Below are 21,169 nucleotides of genomic sequence, written 5' to 3'. Positions count from 1 at the left end.
TTTCATGGTCATGGCGGCACGATCGCCGGCACTGGCTACTGTGCGGCGCAGCGCGGGCGGTGGCGAGTCATTTGGGACCAGCCGTGACAAATGCGGGATGAAAGCACTGGCCATGGCGCCGCGCTGCAGGCACACTGGCAACCATGAACACGGCAAAGCTTGATACGGGATATGTGGCGGAAAACGGGTGGCTGTATGTGCCCCGGCCAGCCTACTGGGGCGCATGGATACTGGCGGCACTGTACAACCTTTGCCGCGATGTTTTCTTCGCCCCCATGCATGCGCTGCTGGTCTACAACGCGGCGTATTTTGGCGTCTGGTCGCTGCTTGGCCTGGCCGCGATTCCACTGATGCGGCGTTTTCCACTGCGCCTGCACTGGCGTTCGTGGCTGTTCCATGGCGTGGCGGCGGCGCTGTTCGTGCAGGCCGACGTCACAGTGGGGCTGTGGCTGGGCGATAGGCTGATGGGCCGTGCGGGGTCCGCAACGTGGGCGGACATTGCCCTACGGGCGTTCCGCGAATGCTTCAACCTGGGCTTGATGACGTACGCAGGCTTGTTTGCCATCGTCCAGGTCAGCGCCATGCGCGCCCACGCGCGCCAGCGCGAGTTGCAGTTGGCCGAACAGCAAACCATGCTGGTGCGCGCGCAGCTCGATAACCTGAAAGCCCAGTTGCAGCCGCATTTCCTGTTCAATACTTTGCACGCCATCGGATCGCTGATGCATTACGACCTGGCCACGGCAGACCGCGTCTTGAAGCGGCTGGGCGACGTGCTGCGGCTTGCGCTGCGCGACAGCGGCAGGCAGGAAGTCACGCTGGCCGAAGAACTGGAACTGGTGTCCGCGTATGTCGAGATCGAGCGCATCCGCTTTGAAAACCGGCTGGCCGTGGAGTGGCTGGTGCCGGATGCGCTGCAGGCATGCCGCATTCCACCCTTTGTGCTGCAGCCGCTGGTGGAAAACGCGATCAAGCATGGCGTGGCCCCTTATGCGGACGGCGGCGACATTACGATCCGTGCCTACCGTGCCGATGACGGCCTGGTGCTGGAAGTGGAAAACAAGGGGAGGGCGGCGGCAGGCGGCGCCGGCGCCAGCCGGCGGCCCGGCATGGGCGTAGGGCTGGCCAATATCCGCGGACGTTTGGAAGCGCTGTATGGTGCAGGACAGGAACGGGCTGCCGCGCTGGACCTGGTCAACACGGAAAACGGTGCGCTGGCGCGCGTCACATTGCCCGGCAGCGCGGCAGGGAACATTGTATGAGCGGCCACCGCCAGCCTGTCCGTGTTCTCGTGGCGGACGACGAGACGTCCGCCCGCAAGCGCCTGCTGCAATTGCTGGCCGCCGAACCGGACGTGGCGGAAATACAGGAAGCGGCCAATGGACGGCAGGCGGTGGACGCTATCCGCAGCATGGCGCCCAGCCTTGTATTTCTGGACGTGGAGATGCCGGAGCTCGATGGCTTTGGCGTGATCCGCGAAGTCGGCCTGGAACACATGCCGCCCACCATTTTTGCGACAGCCTATGACCATTACGCGCTGGCCGCGTTTGACGCCAACGCCATGGATTACCTGCTCAAGCCTTTTGACCAGGAACGGTTTTCCCGCGCCATGGCCAAGGCCCGCACGTGGCTGGGACAAAGCCATGCGCCGGAACGGCAGGCCCGCCTTGGCGCTTTGCTCGATACGGTGGCGCCACGCGATGACCGGCTGCTGGTACGGACCGGCGAATCCCGGCAACTGGTGCGGATGGCGGACATTTTGTACGTCAGCGCGGAAGGCAATTACATCCGCCTGCACATGCATGGCAAATCCCTGCTGATGCGGGAGCGGATGGTGGGGATCCTGGAACGCCTCGATCCTGCACGCTTCCGCCGCGTCCACCGCTCGCACATCGCCAACTTCGATCATGTGGTGAAGCTGTTGCCGTGGTTTGGCGGCGACAGCCTGCTGATGATGGCCGACGGCACGCGGCTGACGTTAAGCCGCGTTTACCGCGAAGATGCGCTGCGCGAGTGGCGGGCGAAGTGTTAAGCCGCCGGCGGTTTCAGGATGTTGAGGAACGCCCGCACCACGGGTGCATCGTCCAGCGTCGTATACGTGATGTACAGGTTGGCCGACGGCGGATTGGTGCGGATCGGCACGAACACAACGCCCGGCCAGCCGATGCGGCTCGTGGTTTCCGGCAGCAGCGCCACGCCCAGCCCCGCGCCCACCATGGCCAGTAACGTTTGCGGCTCGTTCGCTTCCTGGAAGATTTGCGGCTGGAAGCCCGCCTTGACGCAGCACTGGATCAAATAGCGGGGGAAGGCGGATTTATCCAGCGCCAGGGTCAGCATGGGTTCCTCTGCAATGTCCATCAATTCAATGGCGTCCAGCTTCGCCAGCGGGTGATGTTCATTGATGGCCACGCAGATGTTTTCGCGGAAGCACAGTTCCTGGCGCAGGTTATCGTTTTTCAGGTCGTCTTCGTCGAGCTTGGGCTCACGCCAGAAGCCCACGTCGATTTGCTTGGCGCGCAGCGCGTCGTATTGTACGGTTGGGCCGTATTCGTGGATGGTCCACGTGACGCGCGGATACTTGCTTTGGAATTCTTCCAGCATGGTGGGAATCGGGCCCCACATGGCGGAGCCCACGATACCCACGCGCAGGCGGCCCACTTCGCCGCGGTCGATCTGGCGGATCGTATCGATGGTCATGCGCATTTTCGACAGCAGATCCGACGCTTCATTCATCAGCGCCTTGCCCGCCACGGTGAGTTCAAACGTGCGGGTCGTGCGGGCGAACAGTTTGACACCCAGTTCGCTTTCCAGCTTCATGATCTGTTGCGACAGCGGCGGCTGCGAAATGTGCAGCCGTTCCGCGGCGCGGCTGAAACTTTTTTCTTCGGCGACAGCCAGGAAGTAGCGTAACTGTTTCAGGTCGATGGACATGGGGGAACCTATGAAACGGGGTGCTCCGACAGCGCGCGCGCCAGTTCGGCGCCGACACGCGCATTATTTTTCACCAGTGCGATATTGGTAGCCAGGCTGCGGCCCGACGTCAATTGCTTGATGCGGGCCAGCAGGAATGGCGTGACTTTCTTGCCTGTCACACCCTGTTCGCGCGCTTCATTCAATGCCTGCATAATGATGGCGTCGATTTCTTCTTTCGGCATGGCTTCATGCGCCGGTACCGGAGCACTGACAACCACGCCACCCTTCAAGCCCAGCTGCCATTTGGTATGAATAAATGCTGCCTGCTCGGCCGGCGTGTCCAATTGGAAGTCGCCATTGAAGCCGCTTTCGCGCGTGAAGAAAGCAGGGAAGCCGGGCTGGCCCACCGTCACTACGGGCACGCCGTGGGTTTCCAGGTATTCCAGCGTCAAGCCGATGTCGAGGATGGATTTCACGCCGGCGCAGACCACGGCGACCGATGTTTGCGCCAGTTCCTGCAAGTCGGCGGAAATGTCGAATGACGTTTCCGCGCCGCGGTGCACGCCGCCGATGCCGCCCGTGACAAACACGGAAATGCCCGCCAGTTGCGCGCAAATCATCGTGGCAGCAACAGTCGTGGCGCCCAGCTTGCCGGTCGACAGTACGTAGGGCAAATCGCGGCGCGACACTTTCATGGCTTCCGGTGAATTGCCCAGCGTTTCCAATTGTTCGTCCGACAAGCCAATGCAAATCTTGCCGCCAATGATGGCGATGGTGGCCGGCACGGCGCCCGCGTCGCGGATGATTTGTTCGACTTCGCGCGCCGTCTGCACGTTTTGCGGATAGGGCATGCCGTGCGAAATAATGGTCGATTCCAGCGCGACGACGGGTTTGCCGGCAGCGCGGGCGCTGGCCACTTCAGGCGAGAACAAAAGGAATTGGTGCATAGGTGTCAGTCCTGCAACGTGGAAGCAGCTTCCAGGTTGAATTCATTGATTTCATCGAGGATATCGGCCGCCAGCAATGGCGAAACCGTATCCGGGCTTTCCAGCGTCATGGCGGCCACTTTTAAACCACGGCGGCACGCCAGCGACAAGTCGCCGCTGCCCTGGTACAGCGACCAGCATACGCCGGCGGAGAAAGCATCGCCGGCACCGGTGACGTCGATGACGTCCACTTGCGGCGCAGGCAGCCATTCCACTCCGTCCGGATACGTGTAATACACGCCTTCGCTGCCGCACGTGACGATGACGTCTTGCGCGCCTTGCTCCTGTACGTCGCGGCAGGCTTGGGCGACGGCGCTTTCATCCGGCAGCTTGCGGTTGACGCGGGTTTCCAGCTCGGCGCGGTTCAGGATCAGTAAACGGCAGCCGCGTAAATCTTGCGGCAGGCGCGCCATTTTCGGCTGCGATACGGCCACGATAATCAGCGGCGCAGCGCCGACGCGGGCATCTTCCAGCAGCGAGGCGACGCTGTCGTGCGGCAGATTCAAGTCAGCCACGACCATGGCGGCGGCAGTGCGCTGCGGCGCGCGGCTGACGAGGAAATCCGGCGTCAGCTGGTCGAACAAGGCCATATCAGCCAGGCCGAGCAGCAGTTCGCCCCGTTCATCCAGCACGGCGGTATACGTGCCGCTGTAGGTATTGGCAAGTTTCAAGGTCCCGCGCGTATCGATGTCCGCATCTTCCGCATGCTGCAGCAGAGACTGGCCGGAGCTATCGTCGCCGATGGCTGTCAGCAAGGCCGAAGGCAGACCAAGGCGGGCGAGGTTTTCAGCGATATTGCGCGCCACGCCGCCAAATACTTCTTCAGCGGTGGCAGGGTTGGAAGTGCCCATCTGCAGGCGGGCAATTGAGCGGAGTTTACGGTCCAGGCAGGCGGCGCCGATACACATGACAGGACGCTTGTCCGGTAATACGTAGGCACGGCCTAACAATCGGCGTTCACGGATGAGGCTGGCAATGTGGCCTGCCACGGCGGACCGTGACAGGCGCAGTTCGACCGCCAGGTCTTGCTGCGATACAAAGGGATTCGCCCGTATCAGCTCGTATAACTGTTCCTTTTTGGATAAGTCGTTCACGGCAGTCTTCATGTTGGGTAAACATTTGTTGAGCATTGTGGACATTTGTTTGGCTGCTGTCAATCTGTGCACATCGAATGTTTACACTAGCTATTTATACTTCATTCATATAAATAGTAAAGAAAAATGGTATTTGCCATACATATCGCCAATACTGCATAGTATCGCTTCACTCGAAAGCCATCTTGCGCAAGCGGTTTCACGCTACAGCGCTTATACGTATAAATCCATAACGAGGAACTTCATGAACAACGCTCCATTCCAGGCCGCCGCCCTTGTCCGTTCCCGCATGCCGGCGAACTTCCAGCCACGTCTCGCGCTGGTGCTGGGTTCCGGTCTCGGCGTGCTGGCCGAGCAAATGCAAGATGCAGTGACGATTCCATTCGATGAATTGCCAGGTTTCCCGATCAGCACCGTGCATGGCCATGCAGGCGCCATGGTGCTGGGCACCTTGTCCGGCGTACAAGTCGTGTGCCTGAAAGGCCGCGGCCACTTCTATGAAGGCTATGGCCTGAACGTCATGACGTCCGCCGTGCGCACGCTGAAACTGCTGGGCGTGGATTTCCTGTTCGTGACCAATGCGGCTGGTTCGCTGCGTCCGGAAGTCGACGCCGGTTCGCTGGTGGCGCTGACTGACCATATCAACCTGTTGCCAGGTTCGCCAATGATCGGCCCGAACGACGAGCGTTTCGGCCCGCGCTTCTTCTCGATGGCCAATGCCTATGACGCCGACTTGCGCAACTTGCTGAAGTCGACCGCCGTGGAAGCCAACGTGACGCTGCATGAAGGCGTGTACATTTCGTACTCCGGCCCGAACTTTGAAACGGCAGCGGAAATCCGCGCCTTTAAAGTGCTGGGCGCCGACGTGGTGGGCATGTCCGTGGTACCGGAAGTGATCCCAGCGCGCCACTGCGGCCTGAAGGTGATGGGCGTGTCCGTCGTGACCAACCTGGCCGAAGGCATGTCGCCATTCCAGTTGTCGCACGAACAAACGCTGAAATACGCGGCCATCGGCGCGGAAAGCCTGGTGAAACTGATCCTGGCCTTCCTGGCCAACGTGGCGAAAACGCCGCGCGCGTAAAGCGCCAGTCAGCGGAAAAAGAGCGGTTCGGCCGCTCTTTTGCATTGTATGGCCTAAACTGAATTTTCTTAACTCAACCGAGACGAGCACCATCATGTCACGCGCCTTTATCCTCTTGCTGGATTCCTTCGGCCTCGGCGCCACGCCAGACGCCGGCAAATACGGCGACGCCGCCACCAACACCTTTGGCCATATCGCGGCGTGGGCCGCGAAAGAAGGCAAGCCGATGGACTTGCCGAACCTGGAAAAACTGGGACTGGCCGCCGCCGCCCATACCGCTTGTGGCGAGTGGGCCGCCGGCTTCAACCAGCGCGACGGTTTCACGGCCGCCTATGGCGCCGCGCGCGAACAGTCGACGGGTAAGGATACGCAATCAGGCCACTGGGAAATCGCCGGCGTGCCGGTGCTGTTCGACTGGGGCTACTTCCCAAAGGAAGTGCCATCGTTCCCGAAAGAGTTGACGGACAAATTGCAGGAATTGACGGGCGTGCCGGGGTTCCTCGGCAATTGCCATGCTTCCGGCACCACCATCATCAATGAACTGGGCGACGAACACGTGGCCACCGGCAAGCCGATTTTGTACACGTCGGCCGACTCCGTGCTGCAGATCGCATGCCATGAACAGCACTTCGGCCTGGAGCGTTTGTACGACATGTGCGAGAAGGCGTATGAGCTGGTCAAGCCATACAACATCGGCCGCATTATTGCCCGCCCATTTGTCGGCGAAAACGGCAATTACAAGCGCACGTCGAACCGCCACGATTATGCGGTGCCGCCGCACGCGCCAACCTTGCTGGATCACGTGAAAAACGAAGGCGGCGAGGTGATCGCACTGGGCAAGATCAGCGATATCTATGCGGGGCAGGGCGTGTCCCGCGTCGTCAAAGGCCCGGACAATATGGCGCTGTTCGACGCGCTGCTGAAAGTACAGGATGAAGCAGGCGACAAGTCGCTGACGTTCGTGAACTTCGTCGACTTCGACCAGGCGTTCGGCCACCGCCGCGACGTGGCTGGCTACTCGAACGCGCTGCACGAAATGGATGCGCGCCTGCCGGAATTCTTCGCGAAGATGAAAGACGGCGACCTGTGCGTCATCACGGCCGATCACGGCTGCGATCCGACGTCGCCCGGTTCCGACCACACGCGTGAACACATCCCGATGATTTTCTTCGGTCCCGGCGTTCAGGGCCGCGCGCTCGGTATTTCCGACACGTTCTCGGATATCGGCCAGACCATTGCCAGCCACCTCGGCGTGAAACCACTTTCCAACGGAACCAACCTGTTATGACCCACGATAACAATTTCAAGCGCAATGAGGCGATGCCGCTCGACCTGGGCTGGCTGAACCATATCCACGTGAACAAAGCTGCGGCCGACCGCCGCGCTCAATCGCTGGCCAACCGCCGCACCGTCAAGAAGGAATACCAGGCTGCCTGGCTGGTCAAGGCGATCGAATTGATCGACCTGACTACGCTGGCAGGCGACGATACGCCGGGCCGCGTGGAACGCCTGTGCATGAAAGCCATGCGTCCGCTGCGTTCCGACCTGGTTGACGCTTTGGGCCTGCAAGACCGCGGCTTGAAGACGGGCGCCGTGTGCGTGTACCACGAAATGATCCAGCACGCGGACAAGGTGTTGCAAGGCCGTTTGCCGATCGCCGCCGTGTCGACTGGCTTCCCTTCCGGCTTGACCAGCATGGAAACCAAAGTGCGCGAAATTGAATTGTCGGTGGCGGCAGGCGCGAAAGAAATCGATATCGTCATTACGCGCCAGCACGTCCTGACGGGCAATTGGCAGGCGCTGTACGATGAAATGCTGGCCTACCGTAAAGCGTGCGGCGAAGCGCACGTGAAAGCCATTCTCGCAACGGGCGACCTGGTCACGCTGGAAAACGTGGCGAAGGCATCGTGGGTCTGCATGATGGCTGGCGCTGACTTCATCAAGACGTCGACCGGCAAGGAAGGCGTCAACGCCACCATCCCGGTATCGCTGGTGATGGTGCGCGCGATCCGCGAATACTATGAACGCACGGGCTTCCAGGTTGGGTACAAGCCGGCCGGCGGCGTCAGCACGGCCAAGGCTGCGCTGCAATACATGACCGTGATGAAAGAAGAATTGGGCAATGAATGGCTGGAACCGCACTTGTTCCGTATTGGCGCATCGAGCCTGCTGACTGACATCGAGCGCCAGCTCGAACACCATGTCACCGGCAATTACTCGGCCGCACACCGCCACGCGCAACCTTAAGGATTCCACTCATGCCAACGATTAACGACATTTTGAAGACCATGGACTACGGCCCCGCACCAGAAAGCCAGAAAGAAGCGCAAGCATGGCTGGACCAGCAAGGCCGCAAATTCGGCCTGTTCATCGACAATGCATGGACCGAACCAACCGATTTGTTCGCGTCGAACAACCCGGCTGACGGCAAGCTGCTGGCCGAACTGACGCAGGCAACCAGCGAAGACGTGAACCGCGCCGTGGAAGCTGCGCGCCGCGCACAGCCGGCATGGCAAGGACTGGGCGGCCATGGCCGCGCGAAGATCTTGTACGCCATTGCGCGCCTGATGCAAAAGCATGCGCGCCTGTTCGCCGTGCTTGAAACGCTGGATAACGGCAAGACCATCCGCGAAACGCGCGATGCCGACTTGCCGCTGGTGGCACGCCACTTTTACTACCACGCCGGCTGGGCGCAACTGCAAGATGAAGAATTCGCCGGCCACCGCCCGGTTGGTGTCGTGGGCCAGATCGTGCCATGGAACTTCCCGCTGCTGATGCTGGCATGGAAAGTCGCGCCGGCACTGGCTGCAGGCAACACCATCGTGTTCAAGCCTGCGGAATTCACGTCGCTGACGGCCATGCTGTTTGCGCACATTTGCGTGCAGGCCGGCGTGCCGGCCGGTGTCGTCAATATTGTGACCGGCGACGGCCGCGTGGGTGAAGCCATCGTCAAACACGAAGGCATCGACAAGCTGGCGTTCACGGGTTCGACCGAAGTGGGCCGCATCATCCGCGAAGCGACTGCCGGTTCGGGCAAGAAGCTGTCGCTGGAACTGGGCGGCAAATCGCCATTCATCGTGTTTGAAGATGCAGACCTGGACGCCGCTGTCGAAGGTTTGGTCGATTCCATCTGGTTCAACCAGGGGCAGGTGTGCTGCGCCGGTTCGCGCCTGCTGGTGCAGGAATCCGTGGAAGAGCGCTTCCTGGCGAAACTGCGTGCCCGCATGGATAACCTGCGACTGGGTTCGCCGCTGGACAAGTCGATGGACATCGGCGCACTGGTCGATCCGATCCAGCAACAGCGTATTGCGGGCCTGGTGGAAACCGCGCGCTGCGAAGGCTGCGACGTGTATCAGCCGGCCGGCTGCGTGATCCCGACCGATGGCTCGTGGTTCCCGCCGACCCTGATTACGGGCGCATCGACGTCCGCTGCCGTGGCGCAGGCTGAAATCTTCGGCCCGGTGCTGGTGGCGATGAGCTTCCGCACGCCGGCAGAAGCCGTGCAGCTGGCAAACAACACCGTGTATGGCCTGGCGTCGTGCGTGTGGACTGAAAACATTTCGCTGGCACTGGACGTGGCGCCTGCCATCAAGGCCGGCGTGGTGTGGATCAATACGGCGAACCAGTTCGATGCCGCGTGCGGCTTCGGCGGCTACCGCGAATCCGGCTATGGCCGTGAAGGCGGCCGCGAAGGCATGTATGAATACCTGGTGCCGCTGTCGGAAGACCAGCGTCCTGCCGCACCGGTGGTTGCCGATAAAGGCAAGGCCAAAGCTGCAGCATCGGCCGACCCGTTCGCGATCGACCGCACGGCCAAGCTGTACATCGGCGGCAAGCAAGCGCGCCCTGACGGCGCCTACAGCCGCGCCATCCACGGCGCGGACGGCAAGTTCCTTGGCGAAGTGGGCGAGGGTAACCGCAAGGATATCCGCAACGCCGTGGAAGCCGCGCACAAGGCCACTGGCTGGACCAAGGCGACAGCGCACAACCGCGCGCAAGTGCTGTTCTATATCGCAGAAAACCTGGCGGCGCGCGGCGCGGAATTTGCCGAGCGTATCGCTGCGCAGACCGGCGCCAAGAATGCTGAGAAAGAAGTGCAGGCAGCCGTGGAACGCCTGTTCTACTGGGCCGCATGGGCCGACAAATACGACGGCCTGGCGCACCAGCCGCCGATGCACGGCATCACCGTGGCGCTCAATGAAGCCATTGGCGTGATCGGTATCGTGGCGCCGAATGAAAACCCGCTGCTGGGCTTTATTTCGCTGGTGGCGCCGGCGATTGCCGTGGGCAACCGCGTGGTGGTCGTACCGTCGGAAGCGCATCCATTGAGCGCGACGGACTTGTACCAGGTGTTCGACACGTCGGACTTGCCGGGCGGCGTCGTGAACATCGTCACGGGTTCGGCGGACGAGCTGGCGCGCACCTTGGCGACGCACTCGGACGTGGACGCGATCTGGCGCCACGACGGTTCCGCTGCCGGCTGTGCCGAAGTCGAGCGCCTGTCGGCAGGTTCGCTGAAGCGTACGTGGACGGGCGGCGCGAAGGGCCGTGACTGGTTCAGCACGGCGCAAGCAGGCGGCCGCACGGTACTGGCGCACGCATCGCAAGTGAAAAACATCTGGATCCCCTACGGCGTATAACTCCGTAACAGGATGATCCGAAGGGCCGCAGACCGGGGACACTGGCCTGCGGCCCGAATACCTTACAAAGACCATACATCAAGAGACAGACTATGTTCCTGACCCAAGAAATCATTCGCAAAAAGCGCGATAAGGGCTGCCTGAGCGCGGAAGAAATCCAGTTCTTCGTGCGCGGCATTACGGACGGCAGCGTCAGCGAAGGGCAGATTGCCGCGCTGGCCATGGCCGTGTACTTCAACGACATGAACATGGACGAGCGCGTGGCGTTTACGCTGGCCATGCGCGATTCCGGCGCGGTGCTGGACTGGTCTAACCTGAACTTGCCTGGCCCGGTGGTCGACAAGCATTCGACGGGCGGCGTGGGCGACGTCGTGTCGCTGCTGTTGGGCCCCATGGTGGCCGCATGCGGCGGCTACGTGCCGATGATTTCCGGCCGTGGCCTGGGCCACACGGGCGGCACGCTGGACAAATTCGACTCCATCCCTGGCTACAACACGGTGCCGGACAATGAATTGTTCCGCAAAGTCGTCAAGGAAGTGGGTGTGGCCATCATTGGCCAGACGTCGAACCTGGCGCCATCGGACAAGCGTTTCTACAGCATCCGCGACGTGACGGCGACGGTGGAATCCGTGGCCATGATTACCGGCTCCATCCTGTCGAAGAAACTGTCGGCCGGCTTGCAGGCGCTGGTGATGGACGTCAAAGCGGGCACCGGCGCCTTCATGCCGACCTACGATAAATCCGTGGAACTGGCGGAATCCATCGTCAAGGTAGGCAACGGCGCTGGCATGATGACGTCGGCCATTTTGACGGACATGAATGAATCGCTGGCGCCATACGCGGGCAATGCATTGGAAGTGCGCGGCGCGATTGATTACCTGACGGGCAAATCGCGTCCGGCGCGCCTGCATGAAGTGACGATGGCGCTGTGCGCGGAAATGCTGGTGCTGGGCAAGCTGGCTGCCGATGAAGTGGAAGCGCGCCAGAAGCTGCAAGCCGCGCTGGATACGGGCGCGGCGACGGAGCGCTTTGCGCGCATGGTGGTGGCATTGGGCGGCCCGGCCGACCTGGTGGAAAACCCGGACAAGCATTTGGCGAAAGCACCGATCCTCGTGCCTGCGCCTGCGCTGAAATCCGGTTATGCTGCCGCGACGGATTGCCGTGGCATTGGCTTGTCCGTCGTCAGCCTGGGCGGCGGCCGCCGCCGTCCGACCGATACGATTGACTTCGCGGTTGGCTTGACGGACTTGATTGGCCTGGGCGACCGCATCGAAGCGGGCCAGCCGCTGGCCATGGTGCACGCGCGTACGGAAGCTGCAGCGGCGCAAGCCATTGCGGAAATCCAGGCAGCGTACACGATCGCGGAAGACAAGCCGGCAGCCAACCCGGTTATCTACCGCACGATCCGTCCGTAACCGGAGCATTGAATGAATAATGAACAACTGATTGCAGAAGCTGCGGCGGCGCGGCTGAAAGCCTATACCCCGTATTCGAACTTCAAGGTAGGCGCAGCGCTGCTGTGCAATGATGGCCGTGTGTTCCACGGCTGTAACGTGGAAAACGCATCGTACGGCCTGTGCAACTGCGCAGAGCGTACGGCCTTCTTCAGCGCACTGGCCCACGGCTACAAGCCGGGCGACTTCGACAAGCTGGCCGTCATAGGCGAGACCGATGGCCCGATCGCACCGTGCGGCGCGTGCCGCCAGGTGACCTTGGAGCTGGGCGGCAACGAGCTGGCCGTGGTGTTGGCCAACTTGAAAGGCGACGTGTTTGAAACCACGGCGGCTGCGCAATTGCCGAACGCGTTCGGCGGCTCGGATTTGAAAAAGAAGTGAAGAAGGTCATCGATGTCCAGGCGGCGGTGGCGGTCGCCGCCAATGAAGCCATTGCGGCCAAGACGCAGGGGACGTTTGGCGTCGGCGGCGTCATGATCGATGCATCCGGCACGATATTAAAAGCGCTGCCAAACAATGTCATCCGCGATGGCCTCGTGTTCGATCCCACCGCGCACGGCGAACGCCAGCTGATCGACTGGTATTTCGAAGAGCGCGCGCAAGGCACTGAATTGCCGGAGCCGCACGACATCACCATTGTGACGTCGCTGGATCCGTGCTGCATGTGCACGGGCGCCATTTTGGCCTCGGGATTCAATGTGGTGGTGGCGGCAACGGACCCGAATGCGGGCATCAATTACGATGGCAGCGCCACCTTCGATGCATTGCCGGAAGGCTTGCGCGAACAGGCGCGTGCGACGTTTTCCTATCCGGCCGTGCTGGGCCAGTCGGCCTATGCGCGGGAAGCGAAGGGCGCCCCCGTCAAGCCATTCTTCATCGGCAAAAATATTTCCGAGCCCACGGAAGCCCTGTGCTCGCTGGTGTTTGAAGCCACGTCGAAAGGCGCGATGGCGCTGTTCGATACGGACCCGCCGCGCGAGCAATTGAAAGACCCGGCGACCCTGTCGTCGCGCCATGCCATCGGCGTGGCGCTGCGCAAGGCATTTCCGGAAGCCTTGACGGTGCGCTGCGACCCGCAGCGTCCAGACGCCAGCCTGGCGCCCGCGCTGTTGCAAGCCATGGCGCGCGACAAAGTGATGGGCGGGGACGGCGATGCGGTGGCGTTGCTGGATTCGTTCGGCAACCTGTTGCTGTGCATGCCGGGCCGGCGCAATAAATCCGGCATCCGTACGGCGTTCATGGAGTGCACGCGCGCGTATGCACAATTGCGCTACAAGCTGATGGAAAATGCGACGCCGCAACAGCGCGATGAAATCCGGCTATACCTGGGCCACCCGAAAGACGGCACCTTTGTCTTTGCACGGGGGCCGGCCAATGGCGCACTGAGTTTCATGGAACTGGGCGCCTATGGCTCGACGATGGAAGGACCGCTGCCGGCATCGAATCCCCGGCAGTTCCAGTACGTGTTGCCGTCGCAGCCGCAAGTGGCGCTGGAAGCAATGTGCGAAGCCATGCCGCCGCTGTACCGGCATACGATCCGCATCCGCCCTGTGCAGGTGGGAGATCAAGAATTGATCGCCGCGTTGAATCCGTAGGGCGGATTGGCCAGGCGCTCCCCTTGAACCCGCGCGACGGGATCACCCGTCCGACATCCCATCCGTTACCGGCGCCAGCAAATTCGCATCGCGCGCCAGCTGCCACTGGCCATCGGCGCTGCGGCGGAATACCGACAGCGTATAGCCGGCGCGCCGCACGGCCGCGCCGCCTCCCAGCGGCTCGATCCGGACTTCAAGCCGCGTGCGGCAGTAAGCCATGTCGCCGGACACGGCGACTTCTTCCACCACACTGTCCGGCATCACGCGATGCGTCGTTGCCATACCGCGCATGCCTGCCGCAAAGCTGTCGCGGCCCGTCATGGGCGGCTGGCCCGGCACCATAAACACAACGTCTTCCGTCATCAGCGGCAATACCGCGTCAACATTGCCCAGCCGCGTGGCGTCCATCCACTGTGCGATCACCGCGCGGATCGCTTGTTCGTCATTACCATGGGTCATAGGTTCCAATACTCCAGAGATTGCCTTCCGGATCGCGGCATGTAAAACCGCGCCCGCCGTAGTCTTCATCCTGTAATGGCATTTCTATCACAGCGCCGGCGCCGATTGCGCGCGCATGGACTGCATCCGCATCGTTGACGACCAGGTAGCTGCTCTGCGTGACACGCATGCCGGTTTCCGATGGATGCGCCATCAGGCGCCCGAATTCGGTATCAAACACGGAACTCAGCATGATCATGCCATTCCCGTAACTCAGCTGGGCATGGGCAATGGTGCCATCGTCGTTCGGCACCACCAGCATGGTTGAAAAGCCCAGTGTATTGCACAGCCAATCGATGGCGGCAGGCGCGTCGCGGTAACGCAGGCAGGGGATGACAGTCGTGCGGGTATCCTTCGGTATGCTCGGCATCGTAACCCCCATCAATTAATGTGCTGACAATATAGTTCAGCACATTTGCAGGGGCAAGCTGAGCTTTTTACATTTGCTGGAACAGATGCGTATTGCCACGGCTGACTTCAAGTTCTTCGTCGAAGTTGCGTACGCGCACCATTTGCCGGCCCCGCAAATCACGCCGCACTTCGGCAATGGCATCGACCCGCACCAGCGTCGAACGGTGGATACGCCAGAATTCATCGGGATCCAGTTCGTCTTCCAATTCCTTCAGCGTCTTGCGGATCAGCACTTCGCCCTGCAAGGTTTGCACGCGCGTATATTTTTCATCGGCGCGGAAGAACAAGACTTCCTTGGTTGAAATCATGCGCAAGCTGTTGCCCACCATGGCCTGGATCCAGCGCAGGTATTCGCGCGGTTTCGCAGCAGCCGCACCGCGGCTGGCGCCGCTGACGCCTTGCAGCAATTGCGCCAGCTGGTGTTCGATATTCGCGGGGGATTTGCCCAGCCGTTCCTGCAGCCGCGCGCACGTCATTTTCAAGCGCTCGCCACCGGCTGGCTTCAACAGATAATCCAGCGCACCCTGCTCAAATGCTTCAATCGCGTACTGGTCGTAGGCCGTGACAAACACGATGTGGCAGCGGTTGAACAGCATGCGCGCCGCTTCAATGCCGGACAGTCCCGGCATGCGGATGTCGAGAAAGACGATGTCCGGCTGGTGCAACCCCGTCAGCGCAATGGCTTCGATGCCGTTGGCTGCTTCCGCCACGATCTCCAGCTGTGGCCACGCTTCCTGCAAACGGCTTTTCAGCAACTGGCGCATCGGTTCTTCATCGTCCGCAATCAGGGCGGTAGGGCAGCGGGAAGGTGATGCGGCACTCATGGTTTGGTTCCTGCAAAAATGTCCGGCGCAAATGGCAGGCGGATGATGACCCGCGCCCCGCCGTCATGCGGCGTCTCGATAATCAATTGCGCGCGGTTCCCATGCAGCAGGCGCAAACGCTCGCGGATATTGGCCAGTCCCACGCCTTCACCCGCATGCACGTCGAAGCCGATACCGTCGTCATGCACTTCCACGTCCAGCATGCTGCCCGAAGGTCCGGTCGTCGTCGTGGCGCGGATATCGATGCGGCCTCCTTCGATTTTCGGCTCCAGCCCGTGCTTGATGGAATTCTCGATCAAGGTTTGCAGCATCATGGGCGGGAATGAAGCGCTCAGCAATTCTGGCGCCACGTCGATCGACACGGCCAGCCGTTCCTTCATGCGCGCCTGCATGATGGCCAGATAGGCGCGCGACATGTCGATTTGCCGGCCCAGCGTGTGATTGCTGCGCGAGCGCATTTGCGGCATGGTGGCGCGCAGGTAATCGATCAGGTGCGAGTGCACCTTGGCCGCCTGCTTCTGGTCTGTTTCAATCAACTGGCCGATCAGCGCCAGCGTGTTGAATAAAAAGTGCGGTTCCACTTGCGCTTGCAGCGCCGCCAGCTGCGCTTCCGCCAGGCGGCGCTCCAGGCTTTCCGTGCCCGCGTGTTCCGTTGCTTCCTTGGCTTCCACTTCCGCACGGCGTTTGCCGCCCGCGAGGATTTTCAGGCAAACCGACAGGAACACGAACCACCCGCCCACCTGGCCCGCGTGCAGCATGCCCAGCACGATCACCACGAGGATATGGATGACCACCAGCTTGCGCCATTCGACGACGGCCAGCCAGTCGAAGAATTCCCACCATAAGGTGCGCGCCGTCTCGCCAATTTCGCGGATGAAGGCCAGCGTGCTGCGGGTCCCCTGTTTTGTGCGGGCAAAAGCCATGGTCAGACGTCCTTGTGCGGGGTATAGTCGCCGCGGCGCTTGTTGTAGTTGTAACCCGCTACGATGGCAATAGCGATCTTGGCCAGCAAAAAGATGGCAAACAAGGTCAGCGCCAGCGGCAAGATGGTCAGCAGGATCGCCAGCATGATGCAGCTGGCCAGCAGCGCAGGCCACGACATGCGCGACAGCGTGCGCATGAAATAGCGGCCGATATGGGCGGCGGCATTGCCTACTTCGCGCAATACGTCGCCGATTGTGTGGTTGACGGTTTTCATCAGAGTCCTCCGTGCGTGTCGATGGAACCAATGTACCAGCGGCGTTCCCTGCGGGGGAGGGCTATCCGACGAATTGCTGTTTATAGGGGGCAAGCTGCATTTGCGGGGCGTCAATCGTACGGTGTCATTGGGCATGACGCTCCGCAATGTTTTTCGTTATGCAACTTTTGCAGCTTCCCAGTCTTGCCGCAGCAGTCCATAGAAAGCCGTATCGCACACTTCACCCGCGACGATCCACCGCTGGCGCAAGTGGCCTTCATGCATGAAATGCAAGCGTTCCAGCAATTTGCACGACGCATCGTTGCGCGGGTCGACATCGGCTTCGATGCGCAGCAAGTCAAGCGGGCCGAACGCATGGCCAATCAGCGCGGCCAGCGCTTCTTTGGCATAGCCTTTGCCCCAGTGGGCGCGGTCCAGGATATAGCCGATTTCACTGCGCCGGTTTTGTTCGGAAAATTTCGACAGCCGGCATTTGCCGATCATGTCGCCGCTGCCTGCCAGCGTGATGGCAAAGGTCAGGATGCTGCCATCCTCGTAGGCCGCTTGTGTATCGCGCACGGTTTCCTCTGCCTGCGAGCGGTCGGTCCATGGCGCGAAACTCCAATAGCGCAGCGCTTCCGGATCGGTGAACAGGCGGTGGACAGAGTCCACGTCGCCGTCATTGATGAAACGCAGTTGCAGGCGCTGGGTGGTCAGGACGACAGGCTGAAAGGCAGGCATACGGCACTCGGGATTGATGTGAAAGCAACAATTATGGCAAATTCCCGGGTGGCGTGCAGGCAATGGCCGCCATCACCATGCGCACGATGGTTTCTTCGCCATCGTCGTAATCCTTGCGCGTCAATTGCTTGCGGCCCAGTACCAGCGCCATTTGCGCGGAAAAGTCCGCATACGATTGCGTCATGGCCCACACCATGAAGATCAAATGCGTGGCGTTGACGGGGCCGATACGTCCCGCCGCGATCCATTTTTCAAAGACGTCGATATCCTTGCGCAGCAGTGGCACCACGCGGTCGTGGATTTGCTGGCCATACAGCGGCGCGCCGGAAATTACTTCCATCGCATACACGCGCGACGCCCACGGCTGTTCACGTGAAAAGCGCATCTTGGCCTGGATGTACGCGCGCAGCATGTCGTGCGGATCCTGTTCTTCGTGGGCCAGGCTTTCCATGCGGGCCAGCCAGTCATCCAGCACATCGTCCAGCACGCGCTGGTACAGCGCCTGCTTGGTGGGGTAGTAATACATCAGGTTTTGCTTGGACAGCCCGGCCGCTTCGGCAATGGCGGCGATCGACGTGCCTTCATAACCGCATTCGGCAAAAATGCGCACGGCCACTTCCGCGATCTCGGCTTCCAGTTTGTCGCGGTTCAGTACCCGCCTTTTAATGCGGGTGGGCGCCGCGGCCAGTCCGATTTTCGGTGGCATGGTGGATTCCTTCAGCATGGTCGGATGGATTGCAGGAAAGCGCGCAGCTGCGGGGTATCGCTGTACGCGCAGTTGAAGCGGAACCAGATGGTGTCGCTGGGCCGCAGCATAAAGAATTCATTCGGCGACAGCAGGATGCCGGCCTTTAACGCCTGTTCGGCGATGGTTTTGCCATTGCATTCAGGCGTGGGCGCCACGTCCCAGCCGGCGGACACAAACATGCCGCCCCGGGGCATGGCCAGCGGTTTCATGCCCGCTGCCGCCACATTTTCCAGGGTACGGGCGCGGCCTGCCTCCAGTTGCGATGCAAGGCGCTCGACCATGCGTTTATACGGCCGCGCTGTAATCGCGTGGAAGACCGCCCGTTCATTGATTTCCGACGTCGTCAGCCCCGCCAGCATTTTCACGCGCAGCAGTTCCGGCAGCAGCGAGTTGGACGCCGAGATCGAACCCACGCGCAGCACGGGCGATAAAGTTTTGGAAAAGCTGCCTACGCGGATCACGCGCCGCAAGCCATCCATGGCGGCCAGCGACGGGAAGCTGGCCCCGTGCGGCGCCAGTTCGCGGTAAATATCGTCTTCCACCAGCCAGAAGTCGAACTGTTCCGCCAGCGCCAGCAAGCGGTGCGCCTGTGCGTGCGTCAGCGACGTGCCGAGCGGATTTTGCAGCACCGTGTTCACGAACATCAGCTTGGGCTGCATGGCTTTCGCCTGTTCCGCCAGCGCTTCCATATCCAGCCCGTTTTCGCCACGGGGGATGCCGACCGGGATGCAGCCATGGTGGCGGATCAGCGACAGTAAATTGCTGTAGCCTGGATCTTCCACCAATACGGCGTCACCCGGTTTCGTCAGCGTGCGCAGCACCAGGTCAAACGCGTGCGTGGCGCCGTGCGTCAATAAAATCTGGTCCGGCTCCACCGGATATAAATCGCCCGTCAGCATGGACGCCATATGCTGGCGCAGCGTTGGGAAGCCCATCGGGTGGCCATAGCCCCTTAAGCGGTTAGCGGGGATGCGCATCGCCTGCCGCACAGCGTCCAGCACTGTGTCTTCGCCATACCATTCGGGCGGCAGCCAGCCGGCGCCGACCGGCAGCGCTTCCGACACGCCGGAATACAAATCCGGCGTCAGCGCATCGATGGCGGCAGGGGCTGCGGCCTGACTGTGGGCTGGCAGCAACGCCGCCGGCACGTCCTGGCGCGCGACAAAATAGCCGGAACCACGGCGCGACGACAGCAAGCCCAAGGTGACGAGGCGGTCATACGCTTCCACAACTGTAAAGGTGGACACGCCATTACACTTGGCAAACTGGCGCACGGACGGCATTTTCGTACCCACGCGCAACTCCCTGCGCGCCACCAGATCGGTAATGGCCGCCACGATCTGGTCGACCAGGCGGCCTTTGCCCGCCATCCGTTCTATGGACAGCACGGGCCAGCCGTCCTGGCTACACTCCTGTTCGATGATTGCCGCCGCCTGTTGCATACACCCATTTCCCGTTGAATGCTACCCCTCCAACTGTATCGTTTTTGTTACCTGTACGGTTGGTGAGTTTTGCTATTTGTGTATCTGTGCCATAGTGGAACTGCTGTCTATTATTGCATCATCATTTTGCCAACTGGTAAAGAATTTTACGGGTTGTAAAAAAAGGAGAGATTGCATGAACGAGTCCAGGCCAGCATCCATGAATTCCTTCTGGATGCCGTTTACAAATAACCGCGACTTCAAAGCCAACCCTCGGTTGCTGGTGTCCGCGGAAGGCGTGTACTACAAGGACGTGGATGGCAATTCCATCCTCGACGGTACCGCCGGGCTGTGGTGCGTCCCCTGCGGCCATGCGCAGCCAAAGATTGTTGCAGCAGTGCGTGAAATGATCGGCCAGCTGGATTTTGCGCCGACATTCCAGATGGGCCATCCCGCTGCGTTCGACCTGGCGGAAAAGCTGATGGAATACAGTAACCACCGCTTTGGCCACGTGTTCTATACGAACTCCGGTTCCGAAGCCGTGGACACGGCGCTGAAGATCGCGCTGGCGTACCACAAGGCCCGCGGCGAAGCGAGCCGCACGCGCTTGATCGGCCGCGAGCGCGGCTACCATGGCGTGGGCTTTGGCGGCATTTCCGTTGGCGGCATCGCGGGCAACCGCAAGCCTTACGGCGTCATGCTGCCCGGCGTCGATCACTTGCCGCACACGCATAACCTGGAAAAAAATGCTTACTCGCGGGGCGAACCGGAACATGGCGCGAACCTGGCCGATGAGCTGGAACGCATCGTCGCACTGCACGATGCATCCACCATTGCGGCCGTCATCGTGGAGCCGGTCGCGGGTTCCACCGGCGTACTGGTCCCGCCGAAGGGTTACTTGAAGCGCTTGCGCGAACTGTGCACCAAGCACGGCATCCTGCTGATCTTCGATGAAGTCATTACCGGCTTTGGCCGGCTGACGACGCCATTCGCGTCCGATTACTTCGACGTGGAGCCGGACATGATGACGACAGCCAAAGGCTTGACCAATGGCGTGATCCCGATGGGCGCCGTGTTCAGTAAGAAATTCATCCACGATGCCTTCATGGATGCGCCGCCTGGCATTGAACTGTTCCACGGCTATACGTATTCCGGTCACCCGGTCGCATGTGCCGCATCGCTGGCCACGCTGGAAGTGTTCAAGGAACAAGCCATCCTCGATAACGCAAAAGCCATCCAGCCCTACTGGGAAGATGCCGTCCATGCGCTGAAAGGGCTGCCGCATGTGATCGACATCCGCACCATCGGCCTGGTGGCGGGCATTGAGCTGGCGCCGATTGCCGGCAAGCCGGGCGCGCGCGCTTATGCGGCGTTCAAGAAAATGTTCGCGGACGGAGTGCTGATCCGCGTGACGGGCGACATCATCGCGCTGTCGCCGCCGCTGACGTTCGAGAAAAAACACATCGATGAATTGTTTGGGAAGTTGACCACCGTATTGAAGACGCTTGAGTAGAGCGGGTTGTACAAACCCGCGCGCCCGCCCAGGCCATGCCGGACCAGCCCACAAGGCTAACTTGCACCAATAACAA

Annotated in this window: 21 protein-coding genes; 10 read left to right on the top strand and 11 right to left on the bottom strand. The window is 61.1% G+C overall.

The genetic code is table 11. The annotated features are described in order from the left end of the window. Positions 1 to 143: 143 nt before the first annotated feature. On the top strand, positions 144 to 1,259 hold the full coding sequence (locus tag GM668_RS06910; RefSeq protein WP_155438224.1) for a sensor histidine kinase: 1,116 nt from the start codon (positions 144 to 146) through the stop codon (positions 1,257 to 1,259). Then, on the top strand, positions 1,256 to 2,029 hold the full coding sequence (locus GM668_RS06905; RefSeq protein WP_155438223.1) for a LytR/AlgR family response regulator transcription factor: 774 nt from the start codon (positions 1,256 to 1,258) through the stop codon (positions 2,027 to 2,029). The genes GM668_RS06910 and GM668_RS06905 overlap by 4 nt, the downstream gene beginning before the upstream one ends. On the opposite strand, the gene GM668_RS06900 is transcribed toward GM668_RS06905, so the two are convergent. Genes GM668_RS06900 through GM668_RS06890 form a run of 3 tightly spaced genes read right to left on the bottom strand, consistent with a single transcriptional unit; the run spans position 2,026 to position 4,990 of the window. After that, positions 2,026 to 2,928: a LysR family transcriptional regulator gene (locus tag GM668_RS06900; protein ID WP_155438222.1), complete on the bottom strand. Its 903-nt coding sequence runs from the start codon at positions 2,926 to 2,928 to the stop codon at positions 2,026 to 2,028. The two genes, GM668_RS06905 and GM668_RS06900, sit on opposite strands and share 4 nt — an antisense overlap. A gap of 8 nt (positions 2,929 to 2,936) precedes the next feature. Beyond that, positions 2,937 to 3,857 carry a pseudouridine-5'-phosphate glycosidase gene (locus GM668_RS06895; protein WP_155438221.1) on the bottom strand — a complete coding sequence of 307 codons (921 nt, stop codon included), beginning with the start codon at positions 3,855 to 3,857 and terminating at the stop codon, positions 2,937 to 2,939. Positions 3,858 to 3,862: 5 nt separating this feature from the next. Next, the gene (locus GM668_RS06890) at positions 3,863 to 4,990 is read right to left on the bottom strand and encodes a carbohydrate kinase (RefSeq protein WP_170305530.1); all 1,128 of its coding nucleotides are present in this window, start codon (positions 4,988 to 4,990) and stop codon (positions 3,863 to 3,865) included. Between the two features lie 244 nt (positions 4,991 to 5,234). Between GM668_RS06890 and xapA the strand changes: the two genes are divergently transcribed. The 7 genes from xapA (at position 5,235) to GM668_RS06855 (ending at position 13,760) form a co-directional block, all read left to right on the top strand. Next, on the top strand, positions 5,235 to 6,071 hold the full coding sequence (gene xapA, locus GM668_RS06885; protein WP_155438219.1) for a xanthosine phosphorylase: 837 nt from the start codon (positions 5,235 to 5,237) through the stop codon (positions 6,069 to 6,071). Positions 6,072 to 6,165: 94 nt separating this feature from the next. After that, entirely contained in the window at positions 6,166 to 7,359 is a 1,194-nt protein-coding gene (locus GM668_RS06880; RefSeq protein WP_155438218.1) for a phosphopentomutase, read from the top strand. Next, positions 7,356 to 8,318: a deoxyribose-phosphate aldolase gene (gene deoC, locus GM668_RS06875; protein WP_155438217.1), complete on the top strand. Its 963-nt coding sequence runs from the start codon at positions 7,356 to 7,358 to the stop codon at positions 8,316 to 8,318. The genes GM668_RS06880 and deoC overlap by 4 nt, the downstream gene beginning before the upstream one ends. 11 nt (positions 8,319 to 8,329) lie before the next feature. Then, a complete protein-coding gene (locus tag GM668_RS06870; RefSeq protein WP_371868651.1) occupies positions 8,330 to 10,711 on the top strand; it encodes an aldehyde dehydrogenase family protein in 2,382 nt (793 codons plus the stop codon). A gap of 92 nt (positions 10,712 to 10,803) precedes the next feature. Continuing rightward, entirely contained in the window at positions 10,804 to 12,126 is a 1,323-nt protein-coding gene (deoA, locus tag GM668_RS06865; protein WP_155438216.1) for a thymidine phosphorylase, read from the top strand. A 12-nt stretch (positions 12,127 to 12,138) separates the two neighbouring features. Further along, a complete protein-coding gene (locus tag GM668_RS06860) occupies positions 12,139 to 12,546 on the top strand; it encodes a cytidine deaminase (RefSeq protein WP_155438215.1) in 408 nt (135 codons plus the stop codon). Beyond that, a complete protein-coding gene (locus GM668_RS06855) occupies positions 12,543 to 13,760 on the top strand; it encodes a nucleoside deaminase (protein ID WP_170305529.1) in 1,218 nt (405 codons plus the stop codon). Before GM668_RS06860 ends, GM668_RS06855 begins: the two co-directional genes overlap by 4 nt. Before the next feature lie 42 nt (positions 13,761 to 13,802). On the opposite strand, the gene GM668_RS06850 is transcribed toward GM668_RS06855, so the two are convergent. The 8 genes from GM668_RS06850 to GM668_RS06815 all read right to left on the bottom strand — a co-directional run bounded on the left by GM668_RS06850 (position 13,803) and on the right by GM668_RS06815 (position 19,601). Next, on the bottom strand, positions 13,803 to 14,219 hold the full coding sequence (locus GM668_RS06850; RefSeq protein WP_155438214.1) for a YybH family protein: 417 nt from the start codon (positions 14,217 to 14,219) through the stop codon (positions 13,803 to 13,805). Then, positions 14,206 to 14,628: a VOC family protein gene (locus tag GM668_RS06845; RefSeq protein WP_155438213.1), complete on the bottom strand. Its 423-nt coding sequence runs from the start codon at positions 14,626 to 14,628 to the stop codon at positions 14,206 to 14,208. Before GM668_RS06845 ends, GM668_RS06850 begins: the two co-directional genes overlap by 14 nt. Before the next feature lie 67 nt (positions 14,629 to 14,695). After that, positions 14,696 to 15,493, bottom strand: coding sequence for a LytR/AlgR family response regulator transcription factor (locus tag GM668_RS06840; protein ID WP_155438212.1), 798 nt, complete (start codon positions 15,491 to 15,493; stop codon positions 14,696 to 14,698). Next, complete coding sequence (locus GM668_RS06835) at positions 15,490 to 16,416, bottom strand: sensor histidine kinase (RefSeq protein ID WP_155438211.1); 927 nt, start codon at positions 16,414 to 16,416, stop codon at positions 15,490 to 15,492. The genes GM668_RS06840 and GM668_RS06835 overlap by 4 nt, the downstream gene beginning before the upstream one ends. A 2-nt stretch (positions 16,417 to 16,418) precedes the next feature. Then, positions 16,419 to 16,691, bottom strand: coding sequence for a hypothetical protein (locus tag GM668_RS06830; protein WP_155438210.1), 273 nt, complete (start codon positions 16,689 to 16,691; stop codon positions 16,419 to 16,421). A 156-nt stretch (positions 16,692 to 16,847) separates the two neighbouring features. Beyond that, the gene (locus GM668_RS06825) at positions 16,848 to 17,411 is read right to left on the bottom strand and encodes a GNAT family N-acetyltransferase (RefSeq protein WP_155438209.1); all 564 of its coding nucleotides are present in this window, start codon (positions 17,409 to 17,411) and stop codon (positions 16,848 to 16,850) included. Between the two features lie 31 nt (positions 17,412 to 17,442). Continuing rightward, on the bottom strand, positions 17,443 to 18,117 hold the full coding sequence (locus GM668_RS06820; protein WP_155438208.1) for a TetR/AcrR family transcriptional regulator: 675 nt from the start codon (positions 18,115 to 18,117) through the stop codon (positions 17,443 to 17,445). 11 nt (positions 18,118 to 18,128) lie between these two features. Further along, positions 18,129 to 19,601 (bottom strand): aminotransferase-like domain-containing protein, encoded by a 1,473-nt coding sequence (locus GM668_RS06815; protein ID WP_155438207.1) that lies wholly within the window; start codon positions 19,599 to 19,601, stop codon positions 18,129 to 18,131. A 175-nt stretch (positions 19,602 to 19,776) separates the two neighbouring features. Between GM668_RS06815 and aptA the strand changes: the two genes are divergently transcribed. Beyond that, on the top strand, positions 19,777 to 21,093 hold the full coding sequence (aptA, locus tag GM668_RS06810; protein WP_155438206.1) for an omega-aminotransferase AptA: 1,317 nt from the start codon (positions 19,777 to 19,779) through the stop codon (positions 21,091 to 21,093). The last annotated feature ends 76 nt before the right edge of the window (positions 21,094 to 21,169 follow it).

Source organism: Pseudoduganella ginsengisoli (assembly GCF_009720865.1).
Classification (GTDB): domain Bacteria; phylum Pseudomonadota; class Gammaproteobacteria; order Burkholderiales; family Burkholderiaceae_D; genus Rugamonas; species Rugamonas ginsengisoli.
The sequence above is the reverse complement of the archived record's forward strand: the minus strand, read 5'-3'. Positions and strand labels throughout refer to the sequence as shown.